This is a genomic window from Bacillus sp. CZDM1, assembly GCF_055502545.1.
In genome coordinates, this window is the sequence record NZ_JBUESO010000019.1 from 1 (window position 1) to 12694 (window position 12694).

Here is a 12694-nt window from a genome sequence, read left to right on the forward strand (position 1 = left end):
CGTTGGCTTAGCTTTTATAAAAAGCTAAAAAATTGTTTGTTGACGTTCTTGTTTGTTTAGTTTTCAAAGATCAATTTCACTCGATCGCCTAAAAGCGACTTTATTAATATATCATCACCACAATGTAAAGTCAATAACTTTTTTCAAGTGATTTCTTTTACGTCAGCAGCGACGTTTATTAATATACCAACATACCATTTAAAAGTCAACGATATTTATTAAATTTATTCCTTTCTTTTTTTAGAAAGTAAATCTATCCTTTCTTCCTGCTTTTATTGTCCCGTCTCATATATTTTAAACACTCATTTGGGGAGGCCACTCTTCTAAATAAGGTAAATAAAATTTTATAACGTTCTTCCATTGCCCGTTTTACAACATGATCAATACGATCATCCTTTAAATCAAATAATATTTCATCCATCTCTCTCTTTATTAGGTATTCCATTTCTTTTACTTCTTTTGCATTAATGAGAAGCCCAAACATTGAATCACCCTTTATGTAAGATGTATTTATAGTAGTCTTTTCCAAAATAGTAAAATTTATAATTATTTTTTGTTAATCATATTCATTAAAAAATTTGCATAGGTATGAGACAAGGACAGCATTGGACGAGGTGGTTATAATGAACTTCTTTTTTGTATTGAATGGTAAATCTGTAAAACAAATTCTATTAGTAGTGATTGCTGCATTTTTTACTGCATTGTTTCTATTTATGAGTAATCTGTCATTGTCTCCAGTCTTCTCTACCAAGGATGGACCTAAAGCCGTTTATCGCGGTGAAAAGGACATTGCTCTTACCTTTAATATTGGCTGGGGTGATGAAAAGGCCGAGCCCATTTTAGATGCATTGAAAAAAGAAAATGTGAAATCAGCCACTTTCTTTTTGGCTGGTTCATGGGCAGAGAGGCACCCGGATATTGTCAGTCGTATCGTTAAAGAGGGATTTGAAATTGGGATTCTTGGTTATGCCTATGAAGATTACACGGAATTAGAAGATGTTAATATCGGGAAAGACATCGCAAAAGCAAAGGAAGCTTTTAGAAAGTTAAATATTAATGAGATAAAGCTTCTTCGCGCTCCTACAGGTCATTTTGATGAACGCTCCTTAAAAATTGCGGAACGATATGGGTACACGGTCGTTCATTGGAGTGTAGATTCAAAGGATTGGACCAATCCTGGTGTTAATCAAATTATTGCAAACGTAAAGAAAGCGGATAAAGGAGATATTGTTCTCCTCCATGCATCTGATTCCGCGAAACAGACAGCCAGGGCATTGCCGGGAATTCTCCATGGCTTACAAAGTAAAGGCTTGAAACTTGTTACAGTTTCAGAGTTAATCGCAAATGGAGTAGTTGAATCAAAAGAAATTAAATAAAATGTGAAAAAAACGTACACCTTTTCAATAAAGGGTTCCGTTTTCGGGTGCTTTCTTATTAAATGGATCAAGAGGGTCCGCACTTATCAGTTTGGAGAATAGGTTAAGCACACGAGCTAATAAATGATAGGCGGAAAAATTCCGCTTAATTCGAAATTATTATTAAAAAAGGCTTAAATAGACGGAGAGATTCCGCCTATTGACTCGAAAATTTCGAAAATGGGAGATTTTTCTTTGCATAAACGGAAAATCTCCGCTTATGTTACTTTTGCTGGGTACTCGATTAAGGATAAGACATCTTATTTAAAAAGGCGTGAGTTTTATCTCAAAAATCCATATTAATAAGGTTGTTGTATTCCTATAAAAGAAACTCGCCTTATGGCGAGTTTTACTTTTTTATATACTAATAACGATACCAATACGACTGTCATTTTGGCACTTATTTTAAGAAAAGCACCTCAAAACGGAACCGTCCACCTTTTCAAATGGACGGTTTTTTGCTTGATTTTTTCTGAGCATTTGTTTTTTTATTCGGTACTCGGTTACTCTCTATTCTCTGTCTCACCTGCTGTGATTGCATGTTTAACTTATGAAGAATCAAGATTTGATACGCATTACAGGCCAATAAAGAGAACAACATTAGATAAACCCAGCTATGTTCATTAACACGTAAAACAGGGAACCACTCGATAACAGTAACTACAATCATAAAAAAGAGTGCAGGAATAAATGCCTCGCGATTTGTTTGTTTGGCTTTAAACCATGCTGTGACCAAGGCAGGAATTAGCAGAAGGACTGCTAGAACGATATAAGGCAGGAGGCTGTCTCCAGATTTTGCAAAGGTCTCATAGCGTAAATAAACAAGATCAAATAACACAAATAGAATAATAACTACTTGAACACCATTCCAAAGTGAAACGGATTTAAAGATACCTAAGCCAAAGCGGTGGACAGTTAGATAGGCAAAAAAGCCCATTTGACTAATAACACTATAAAGAACGCCCCATAAGATAAACCAAAAAAGAGCGGATAATATATTGATGATTCGAAAATCGGCAAAATAGTTCACATATTCATTCCAATTGATAATAAAACCTACAATTGCTGTTGTAATTGCGCCAATTAATAGCGTAGTCATAAACAGCCTAACCCAAATACGACTCGTCACACCATTATCCTCCAATAACAAAAAATAAATTTCCATACTGATTGTACCAATCCAAATATAAAAAATCCATCTTTTCAATATTCACACGCATAATCTAACCCTCTTTTCTTCATCCTAAAAATTAAGGACTCTTATGTGAAAGGAGCTTTTTATATGAAAGGAAAAAGTCTTATATCCCTCTTGCTCATCACCATGATATTAACTAGTTGTGCATCACCAGAAGCAAGCGGCGGTGAACAAATAGATTATGAAGCAACAAAAAAGATGGTTGTCGATATTCTTAAAACGGATGATGGTAAGAAGGCAATTCAAGATGTAATGTCTGATGATAAAATGAAAGAAAAGCTGATAATGGACCAAAAGGTTGTCTCTGATACCATTCAGCAAACTCTTACTTCAGAAAATGCTACAGAGTTTTGGAAAAAAACCTTTAGTGACGAAAAATTCGCCCAAGGTATAGCCAAAAGCATGCGAACTGAGAATGAAAAACTTTTAAAGGATTTGATGAAAGATCCTGAATATAGAGGCATGATGATTGAGGTTTTCAAGGAACCGGAAATTCAGAAGGAAATGGCTGACGCTTTAAAGAGCAAAGAATATCGGGAACACCTTCAAAAAGTTATCTCAGAAACGCTTGAAAGCCCTCTTTTCAAGGTGAAAATGCAAGAATTACTCTTAAAGGCTGCTGAGGAAACACAGAAAAAGGAAGAATCAAAAAATGAGGAAAAAGAACAAGAAGGCGGCGAATAACAGAAAAATGAAAACCTCTTCCAAGTTGGAAGAGGCTTTTCATTTTATTTTTTCAAAAGATTTGTCATTTTTTCAGCAATTTCTAGATAAATTTTTCCTAATTGGTGATCTTCCTGATAAATTGACGGAGCAAAATCATCATCATTCCAATCAGGCTGATTAAGAGGCAGACGACCAAGAACTTCTGTATTCAAGTCTTCGGCCAACTTATCACCGCCGCCTTTACCAAATACATATTCTTTTTCACCTGTTAGCTTACTTTCAAAGTAAGCCATGTTTTCAATAACACCTAAAATTTCATGATCTGTACGCAGTGCCATAGCACCAGCCCTTGCCGCAACAAATGCCGCTGTTGGATGTGGAGTAGTTACGATTACTTCTTTACAAGCTGGAAGCATCGTATGAACATCTAATGCGACGTCCCCAGTTCCAGGTGGTAAGTCCAGTAGTAAATAGTCCACTTCTCCCCATTCGACTTCATTAAAGAAGCTGTTTAGCATTTTTCCTAACATTGGACCACGCCAAATGATTGGAGAATTATCTTCTACAAAGAAGCCCATTGAAATGACCTTAACGCCAAAGCGCTCAACTGGAAGGATTTTTTCTCCTCTAACCACTGGTCTTTTTGTTATTCCCATCATATCCGGAACACTGAAGCCATAAATATCTGCATCAATTAAACCTACTTTTTTACCTAGTCGAGCTAGGGCAACGGCAAGGTTGACTGAAACAGTTGATTTACCTACTCCGCCTTTTCCACTCGCAATCGCGATAAAGTTCGTTTTATTAGAAGCCAGTAATCCCTTGTCTTCTGTTTCGCTTGATGATTGACGGTGTTCTGCTAGAACCGCTTCTGGCAGCTCACTAAATCTGATCCCAACCGTTTGTGCTCCCGCTTCTTTTAGCAAATTAACTACTTGTGTTTGCAGTTGTAATTGTTCAGCCGTACCCGTTTTCGCGATCTGCAATTTCACGCTGACATGGTTTTTCTCTTCTTTGATTTTTATTTCTTCAATAGCATTTAGTTCTGCTAATGTTTTATGTAAAAATGGTTCTTTTAAGCTTCCTAGCACTTCTTGAACTTTCGCTTCTGTTAACATGTAAACAAACACCTCACCTAATGAATTCGTTTCCAGTTTTCAGTATAACATAACTTTTAATAGAAACAGTTAAATGAATCACATCCATTATTATTCAAAAAAAAGAAGGTGATTAAACACCTTTATTCATCTTCTATTTTTAATTCCTTTTCATTGGTAAAATAACGCAGTACTCCTTGATAGATGGATGCTGCTACCTTCTCCTGATAGGCTTCCTTTTTTAATTGCTCTCTTTCATTAGGATTTGAGAGGAATCCTACCTCTACTAATACTCCAGGCTTTTTAGCATTTTTTAAAATATAAACCGAATTAATTGGCTTCGCCTTTCTTGTCGTATTTTCTAAATTAACAATCAGTTCATCTTGAATGAATTTTGCCGCTTTGGCATTTTCTTTAAAGTGAGATGCATAAAATGTTTGCGCGCCGCTCCATCTTGCTGACGGAATGGCATTTAAATGAATGCTGACAAAAAGATCATTATCAGAGTTGTTTATCATTTTTAAACGCTTTTTCAAATCTTCCACTTTTCTTCTACTGTATCCTTTTGTATCATCATCTGCCAAATCTTTATCTGTCTCCCGGGTCATGACAACTAAGGCTCCCTGCTCCTGCAAATAATCTCTGACTTTTAATGAAATATCCAAAGCAATGTCCTTCTCTAATGCTTTTGAATTTCCGGCCCCGCCGTCTGGACCGCCATGGCCAGGGTCGAGTAAAATGATTTTGCCTGATAAGGGAAGACTCCATGAATCGCTGCCCCATGTGTTCTCTTTGACAAAATCATATTGTAAAATCAGAAATAAAAGAAGCAAACCAACAGAAAAACCAATGACCTTTAATTTTTTCTTAGACACCCCAATCATTCCCTCCCGCTCGTCCCTATTCACTTAACTATATGGGACAAGGGACCTGTTTAGAACCTAGAAGAAATGAGAAAGTAAAGCACCAGGATCATCGCTGGCCCTGGTGCTTGTTCTAACCATTCAATTAGTGTAATCGCAGCTTGCGGCGCCTTTGACCATTATTATAGCCTTCTTTCCACCATACATCTATATAGCCCTCACAGGAGTAATAAAGGGTTTCACTCATGGTTCCTTCTTCACCATTTCCCCAATAGAGGAGAAAATTGTACAGCGTATCAATTAAATGTTTCTCTTCTCTTTGACAACGTTTACGTACTTCATCTATATTCTCACCGTAATAACCAAATTTGCTGAATTTTGCTCCTAATAGGTAGGCTTCCAATGCTACGTCATAACAAGCCTCTTCAATTCCTGTATTCATAACAAAGCTTTGCGCAATTCTTGTTGAACCAAAATACTGCTGCACTCGTTCTTTTAACGTTTTCACCGATAAGTCCTTAAGGACGGACCGCTCGTATTTTATTTGTTTATCGCGACGCTTTTCTTTAAAGGTTGTAATTACAGTCACTCGTTTTTCACCTCTTAGGACTATTCTTCATCCCTTTGTCATAAGAAATGCAAACTACAAAGCGTTTTGTATTGCCAATTTTTATCGTATAGATTTTAAGCCTTCGATAGGCACTTCAACAGCTTTTGCTTAATCCCACCTTATAGAAAAGGAACTTCCCTTTATTACTGCAAACATATCTCTCCACCATTTCTCATAATAATGAAAAAAGGAGGGGAGGATTTGAAAAGAGTTCCCACAGATAATTCTCAACTTAAATATCCAAACGATATGCTTGCGATAATAAAAAAAGGGTTAAAAAAAGGGACCACCCCCAAGAAAGTCCTAATTGCAGGTGCAGGGATGGCTGGTTTAGTCGCGGCGTCCTTACTGAAAAAAGCTGGACATGAAGTGACGGTTCTTGAAGGAAACAACCGGGTTGGGGGCAGGATTTTCACAGTACGCCAGCCATTTACCCAGGGTAATTATCTAGACCTAGGTGCTATGCGAATTCCTGATACCCATGTTCTGGTATTCGAATACATTCACCGTTTCAAACTGCCTATTAATAGATTTATTAACGCTACACCAAGAGATTTGATTTTTGTTAATAATGTACTTACAACCAGTGCTTATTATGAGAAAAACCCTGATATACTAGGTTTTCCTGTTCAAGAATGGGAAAAAGGAAAAACAGCCAATGAACTTTTCCTCGCTTCCGTCAAACCTTTTATTGATCTTTATAAAAAGAGCACACCTGAGGAACAAGAGAAACTAAAAGAAAAATTTGATAGCTATTCAATGGAAGAATTTTTAAAAAATAACCCCTTCGGCCCTTCTTTGTCATTGAATGCCATTCGAATGATTAGTGTCATACTTGGTATTGAAGGATTTAGAGAATTATCTTTTGTAGGTATTGTTACGGATATCATCTTCCCCATTTTCAATGAAGAAACGGTCTTTTATGAAATTCTGGGAGGAAACGATCAAATCCCCTTATCGTTTTTGCCTGAACTTCATCAAAATATTTACTTGAACCAAAAGGTGGAAAAGGTCATTCAAAACAATAGAGGGGTTGTTTTTCAAACGAGAAATCAGGTAACAGGAGAAGCTCAGGCCTTTTCTGCCGATTATGCCATTATTACCATTCCTTATTCAGCGTTTCAGTTCGTTGATGTTGAACCTTACCATTCTATTTCCTTTAAGAAATGGCAGGCAATCCGAGAACTCTTAACGCTGCCTGCAGTTAAAATTGGAATTGAGTTCAAATCCCGTTTTTGGGAAAACCTCCAGTTAGGCAACGCAATATCAGATCGAACTACTCGGTTTAGTTATATCCCTAGTCACGGTATCGGGAGCGTTGGACCTGGAGTCCTACTCGCCAGCTACAGCTGGGGCCATGATGCAATACTGTGGAATAGCTTAACGAAGGATCAAATTATCTATTATGCACTTAAGGATTTGGCCAAAGTATATGGAAACGTGGTTTATAAGGAATTTCTGCAGGGAATTTCTTTCAATTGGAGTCAAAACCCCTTCTCAGCTGGGTGTTTTACACTATTTACACCAGGTCAAGTTACTGACTTTGGTGATTACATTCATCAACCTGAAGGGCTGCTGCACTTTGCAGGAGAGCATACTTCTAACTTTCACGGATGGATTGAAGGTGCCGTTGAATCTGGAATTCGAGCAGCATATGAAGTAAATGGAAGATAAGTAAACTCCCAACCAAATGGGCTGGGAGTTTCTCATTATTCGTATTTAATTAATATTTGAATCCTTCCTTCTTGAGGGTTACATCATTTAAATAAGACTTTATTTACGGAATATAGAGAAAATCCAGTCCCATTTATCTTTGGGTTTTTGAATCACTTTTTCTAAACGTTTATTAAAGTCATTTTGTGAAACCCACTCTTTTTTCATTTCTTCCTTGAGATTTTCTAATTCTCTTTGTAAGTAATCACTTTTTTCTTTTTCCTGTTCCAGTAATGTTTCGTAATGTATCTTTTCCTGTTCAGATAATTTTTCAATCCTAGCCTGCGTTTTTTGCGCTGAATTTGAAATGTTAGAACTTAAATCGTGGTGGTCCTGCTTTAGCCTGGAAACTGTCGTTTTAAGGTCTGCCATATCGTTTATGACTTGGACATTCATTTCACGTGTAGCAGCTAGTTCACTGGCTAAATAGGCTAAAATTTCTTTTAGGTGATTGGGGTCTTGGGGTAAATTGTCATACGTATCGGCTGCCGCTATATCTGTTTCACTTATTCCGTCTAGTCTTTCCTTTTGTTGCTGGGCAATTTCTTTAGCCGTATCGTCTAGGGGCTTGTCCGTATCGCGTAACGCTATAAGCGTTTCAATGTCGGATTGTACAAAAATACGACGATCACCTTCTTTTAAAAACACATAGCCATTCCGCTCTAGAATTTGTCCATACTTCCGAACAGTAGGTGTTGCAATCCCGGCTTCCTCAGCCACTTCTTTAGAAGAGAAAGAGCGTTCATACGGTTGAATATCATTTCGCATATCTGATCACCTTTTTTATATCAAGTATTAAGGGTTACTGGCAAATTTTCAAGAGCCATATCACCTAGCGATACAAATAAATATCACTGGGCGATACATTAGCCAAATTTTGATTGTCGAGGAATATGTTAATATTTGAGCGAAGAATGCTGGCAGCCGTATCGGCTGGCGATATGCCCTTACTAAATAAATTCAAAAGTATATCGCCCATCGATTTATTTCCTTTAATGACCCTCTGATTATCATATTTCAACAAAAATAGTATATTATTTCCCTGAAAATACAAACTTCGACTTGTTCTGCGATTTTCTACCTTAATCAGTCAGATAAAGCAGATGTAAAAAAGGCCCCCAAATGGTAGGCCCCTTATATCTATTTAATATAATAAGTACTTCTCACGCACTACGTTAAATTGATCTAACCCCGCCTGCCATGCTGCTTTCATTTCTTCAACACTTTTGCCAGCTTCAATATCAGCACGGATGGAGCCATTGCCGACAAGGTTATCAAAGAAGGAGATTCCGGCTGCACTCGGTGCTCTAAATTGGAAATCGTTTGGATACATATCATGGATTGTTTTTACGATATATAATCCTGTTTCAAACGGCTTATAGGAGTTTCGGTCTGTGACATGAATTTGAATACCATGGCTTAATACATTTGCATGTTTTGAGAAAGTCGGAATAAACGATGCCGCACGGAATGTGACACCAGGTAATTTGTATGAGTTTAACTTGGCAGCCAAGTTGTCGCTATTGATGAACGGTGCTCCAATCAATTCAAATGGCTTTGTTGTTCCTCTACCCTCTGAAACGTTGGTTCCTTCAATAAGTGCAGCACCTGGGTATACTACAGCAGTTTCCAAGGTTGGCATGTTTGGTGATGGAAGTACCCATTCTAATGGTGTCTCATCGTAATACATGTTTCGTTTCCAGCCTTCCATTTCCACTACTGTTAAATCAGCTCCAATACCAAATTCGTTATTGAAAAGCTTTGCTAGTTCCCCGACAGTCATCCCGTGGCGGACAGGAATCGGATATTCACCGATGAACGAAGAGTACTTATCCTCGAGTACAGGTCCTTCGACTTTTGTCCCGCTGATTGGATTCGGGCGGTCAAGGACAATAATTGGAATATTGTTTTCTTTAGCTGCTTCCATCGCTAGTGCCATGGTGTAAATATAGGTGTAAAAACGCGTCCCCACATCTTGGATATCAAATAACAACACATCGACATTGCTTAGCATTTCAGGTGTTGGCTTTTTTGTCTTTCCATATAGGCTGTAAACAGGAATCCCTGTTTTTTCATCCATATATTGTTCAACATATTGACCTGCCTGTGCACTTCCTCGTACACCATGCTCAGGGCCGTAAAGAGCAGTCAGGTTCACATCAGGATTATTGAAGAGTAAATCTACGATGCTCGTAACGTTCTGATCAACCCCAGTTGGATTTGTGATTAAACCGACACGTTTGTCCTTAATCAAATCAATTTGATCCTCTAACAAAACCTCGATGCCCAAACGGAACTCTTTATTCTTTTTCTCTTTATCGTTCTTGGCCATCGCCGCAGAAACAGTTGACAGTAGTAGAACGAGAATCAATAATCCAGTAAGCCACTTTTTCAAAAGTATCCCTCCTCTTTATCTATTCCCTGCTTAGTATCCTAAACCGTGATCAAATCCATATAGTACACTGCCGTCATGGTTGTAAATTGTTACTGGCAGTTTTCCAGTTGGATTGTTTTTACCAAAAATAGTATTTGCTGCTGCTTCAAAGCTTGCTTGTCTGAAACCATATTGAGCAATGTAGGCATCTACATTTTTGTAGGACATAATGTCATACGGATTTCTAGCACCAACAGCAATGACAGGCACCCCAGTCTCAATGAGTTGTCTTGTCATCACCATTTGGGTGGCGTCTTGAGCTCTTCCCCCAACACTAGATGTGTAGGTTCCAGCAATGATGTATTTCGCGTCCTTCAATTGATCTAATTGTGTACCATTAAGCGGACCTGAAGCATTCATATATACTGCGCCAGGATGGTGCTTTTGAACCTCCGCTGCAAGAAGGTTAATGGAGAATCCAGACCCACCAACCACAACGATCTTATCTTCAGGAGAAACAGTAAGTGGAATCACATTATTATTTTTCACAAGCGTAATGGATTTGGCTGCTGCTTCTTTTTCTATTGCTTTATGGTCTGCTGAGCCTACCATCTGAATCGCGTTTGCTACCTTCTCATCAATGCTCTTCTCTACCTCCGCCTTAACAATACCTCTATTTAATTTCAAGGTTAAAATCCTCTCAACTGACTGCTCAAGTCGTTTTTCTGAGATTTCACCAGAGTTCACGGCATCATAAAGTCCATTTGCTACATCTACGATTCCAACCGGCATTAACAGGATATCGGCTCCTGCCTTAACAGCACGGATTGCCGCATCTATAGGACCAAAATGATCTGCAATGGCACCCATATTCATCGCATCCGTTACGATAACTCCTTTAAAGCCCATTTCTTCGCGCATAAGACCCGTTAATATCTTGTGGGAAAGTGTTCCTGGTACAGCGACTTCAGTACCGTCCTTTTTAGAGATTGCTTTTGTATCATCTATTTTCGGGAAGGTCACGTGTGCTGACATAATCGCATCAATTCCCGCATCCATTGCCTGCTGGAAAGGATATAATTCTACATTCTTCAATCGATCGAGATCGTGAGGTACCGATGGAAGTCCTACATGGGAATCAACCGCAGTATCTCCATGGCCTGGAAAATGCTTAGCAGTTGCCGCAGTTCCCGTTTCATGGAGTCCTTTAATATAGGCATTTCCTAGTTTAGCAACTAGCCCAGGATCCTCACCAAAAGACCGGACACCTATCACCGGATTATCTGGATTGTTGTTTACATCCAGCACTGGTCCAAAGTTCATGTTAATACCAAGTGCATTCAGCTCTTCTCCAATAGTCCGTCCTACTTTTTCAGCAAGGTCTTCAGATCTTGTCGCACCTAACGCCATATTCCCTGGCATATCGGTGCCAGTTTGCAGACGTGTAACGATTCCGCCTTCCTGATCAATAGAAATTAATAGTCCGTACTTTTCTGCAGCTTCCTGATAGGCACTGACTAGTCTAGTTGTTTGATCAGCAGTTACCGCATTTTCACGGAATAAAATCACGCCGCCTAGGTGATAATCTTTTACCAACTTGGCAATTTCATTGTTCATTTCCGTAACATTTTGACCCTTCCAAGTTCTAAAGTCAGGCATTAACATTTGTCCGACCTTTTCTTCCATGGTCATATGCTCGATTGTCTTGCCAATAAGGTCATAACGTGCGCCTTTTTCCTTTTCAACAACGATTTCTTCTTGATTGCCTTTAAATTGAATCGAAACTCTATCGGTATGGGTGCCATCGCTGACAGAGATAAAGGTTTTACCATTGTGCCCTAATAAGGTAACTTCCCCATTTTTAGACACAGAGGCAACATTCTTATTAGAAGACTTCCAATTTAAGTTCTCAGACGCCAGCATAAAGTGACCATCCTCATAAACATGAAGTGCATTTAAATCAAGCTTGCTATCCTTTACTTCCCTTGTAACCTGTGGAACATTGAGATCAATCACTAAATCCTCGATTCCCGTAGCAGCAGCTGTTGTGCCCACAAGCTGAATTCCTGTAAATAATAGAGCAAATGCCAGAAACAGGGTGATAAATGACTTAAAAGATTTTCGCATTGTTTCTCCTCCTCAAGTTATTCTTATCTAAAAGATACATTGTAGGCAGGTCCTTCCTTATGTATACCAAAATATTGGCACCGCTTACAACTTATAGTAAAAGTATATAGTTAGTGTTGAGAAGTGGTCTATACCGCTTAAGTCACATAACAGGTGTTTCTGCAGGTCAAAAGGATTGTGCCATTAGCATTATTTTTTAAAATACATTGAAAAAAAGTGAAATAATATTTCAAAACCTAGTAGAATAGGGCAAATTCAATAAAAGATGTTGTCCTGGTGTATCAGGGTACGCACCTTAGCTGAAAAATAGATGGAGAATTTCCGCTTAATTAGCAAATATACTTAAAAACAACTTAAATAGGCGGAGAGATTCCGCCTATTTACTCGAAAAATTTGAAAATAGGAGATTTTTCTTTGCATAAGCGGAAAACCTCCGCTTATATACCCCGAAACGAGCTTCATTCTGCATCTACCCGGAAAATCTCCGCTTAATTTCTTTGCTGCCTACTCGATTAAGGACAAGACATCTTATTTAAAATAGAGTGAGGCTTTTCTCAAAAATCTAATAGAACTTCATTTTGGTACATAACGGTAAACCGCACTACAAGAAAGTGAGAAGTGTTGTATAGAAGAA

Annotated in this window: 11 protein-coding genes; 3 read left to right on the forward strand and 8 right to left on the reverse strand. The window is 38.3% G+C overall.

Annotated elements, in window-relative coordinates; genetic code table 11:
* Positions 1-253: 253 nt before the first annotated feature.
* Positions 254-484 (reverse strand): hypothetical protein, encoded by a 231-nt coding sequence (locus ACY3XC_RS25875; protein ID WP_179161227.1) that lies wholly within the window; start codon positions 482-484, stop codon positions 254-256.
* A 139-nt stretch (positions 485-623) separates the two neighbouring features.
* Here ACY3XC_RS25875 and pdaB point away from each other — a divergent pair, with 139 nt between their 5' ends.
* Positions 624-1376: a polysaccharide deacetylase family sporulation protein PdaB gene (gene pdaB, locus ACY3XC_RS25880; protein ID WP_464871149.1), complete on the forward strand. Its 753-nt coding sequence runs from the start codon at positions 624-626 to the stop codon at positions 1374-1376.
* A 481-nt stretch (positions 1377-1857) separates the two neighbouring features.
* On the opposite strand, the gene ACY3XC_RS25885 is transcribed toward pdaB, so the two are convergent.
* Positions 1858-2544 (reverse strand): KinB-signaling pathway activation protein, encoded by a 687-nt coding sequence (locus ACY3XC_RS25885; protein ID WP_464871150.1) that lies wholly within the window; start codon positions 2542-2544, stop codon positions 1858-1860.
* Between the two features lie 153 nt (positions 2545-2697).
* Here ACY3XC_RS25885 and gerD point away from each other — a divergent pair, with 153 nt between their 5' ends.
* Positions 2698-3294: a spore germination lipoprotein GerD gene (gene gerD / locus ACY3XC_RS25890; RefSeq protein WP_464871151.1), complete on the forward strand. Its 597-nt coding sequence runs from the start codon at positions 2698-2700 to the stop codon at positions 3292-3294.
* Between the two features lie 44 nt (positions 3295-3338).
* Here gerD and ACY3XC_RS25895 read toward each other — a convergent pair whose 3' ends face one another.
* From ACY3XC_RS25895 to ACY3XC_RS25905, 3 genes are all read right to left on the reverse strand, one after another.
* Positions 3339-4394, reverse strand: coding sequence for an Mrp/NBP35 family ATP-binding protein (locus ACY3XC_RS25895; protein ID WP_464871152.1), 1056 nt, complete (start codon positions 4392-4394; stop codon positions 3339-3341).
* A gap of 122 nt (positions 4395-4516) precedes the next feature.
* Positions 4517-5248: an N-acetylmuramoyl-L-alanine amidase CwlD gene (gene cwlD / locus ACY3XC_RS25900; protein WP_464871153.1), complete on the reverse strand. Its 732-nt coding sequence runs from the start codon at positions 5246-5248 to the stop codon at positions 4517-4519.
* Positions 5249-5381: 133 nt separating this feature from the next.
* On the reverse strand, positions 5382-5825 hold the full coding sequence (locus ACY3XC_RS25905) for a YbaK family protein (protein WP_464871154.1): 444 nt from the start codon (positions 5823-5825) through the stop codon (positions 5382-5384).
* Positions 5826-6047: 222 nt separating this feature from the next.
* Between ACY3XC_RS25905 and ACY3XC_RS25910 the strand changes: the two genes are divergently transcribed.
* The gene (locus ACY3XC_RS25910) at positions 6048-7520 is read left to right on the forward strand and encodes a flavin monoamine oxidase family protein (RefSeq protein ID WP_256989286.1); all 1473 of its coding nucleotides are present in this window, start codon (positions 6048-6050) and stop codon (positions 7518-7520) included.
* A gap of 99 nt (positions 7521-7619) precedes the next feature.
* Here the strand turns inward: ACY3XC_RS25910 and ACY3XC_RS25915 are convergent, their stop codons facing one another.
* From ACY3XC_RS25915 to ACY3XC_RS25925, 3 genes are all read right to left on the reverse strand, one after another.
* The gene (locus ACY3XC_RS25915; RefSeq protein WP_464871155.1) at positions 7620-8327 is read right to left on the reverse strand and encodes a MerR family transcriptional regulator; all 708 of its coding nucleotides are present in this window, start codon (positions 8325-8327) and stop codon (positions 7620-7622) included.
* A gap of 376 nt (positions 8328-8703) precedes the next feature.
* Entirely contained in the window at positions 8704-9954 is a 1251-nt protein-coding gene (locus tag ACY3XC_RS25920) for an exo-beta-N-acetylmuramidase NamZ family protein (protein ID WP_464871156.1), read from the reverse strand.
* Between the two features lie 30 nt (positions 9955-9984).
* Positions 9985-12060: a glycoside hydrolase family 3 protein gene (locus ACY3XC_RS25925; RefSeq protein ID WP_464871157.1), complete on the reverse strand. Its 2076-nt coding sequence runs from the start codon at positions 12058-12060 to the stop codon at positions 9985-9987.
* Positions 12061-12694: the final 634 nt, after the last annotated feature.

Coding starts and splice junctions, on each gene's coding strand:
- ACY3XC_RS25915 (WP_464871155.1), bottom strand. CDS start 8,327: ATGCGAAATGATATTCAACCGTATGAACGCTCTTTCTCTTCTAAAGAA.
- pdaB (WP_464871149.1), top strand. CDS start 624: ATGAACTTCTTTTTTGTATTGAATGGTAAATCTGTAAAACAAATTCTA.
- ACY3XC_RS25925 (WP_464871157.1), bottom strand. CDS start 12,060: ATGCGAAAATCTTTTAAGTCATTTATCACCCTGTTTCTGGCATTTGCT.
- ACY3XC_RS25895 (WP_464871152.1), bottom strand. CDS start 4,394: ATGTTAACAGAAGCGAAAGTTCAAGAAGTGCTAGGAAGCTTAAAAGAA.
- ACY3XC_RS25875 (WP_179161227.1), bottom strand. CDS start 484: ATGTTTGGGCTTCTCATTAATGCAAAAGAAGTAAAAGAAATGGAATAC.
- gerD (WP_464871151.1), top strand. CDS start 2,698: ATGAAAGGAAAAAGTCTTATATCCCTCTTGCTCATCACCATGATATTA.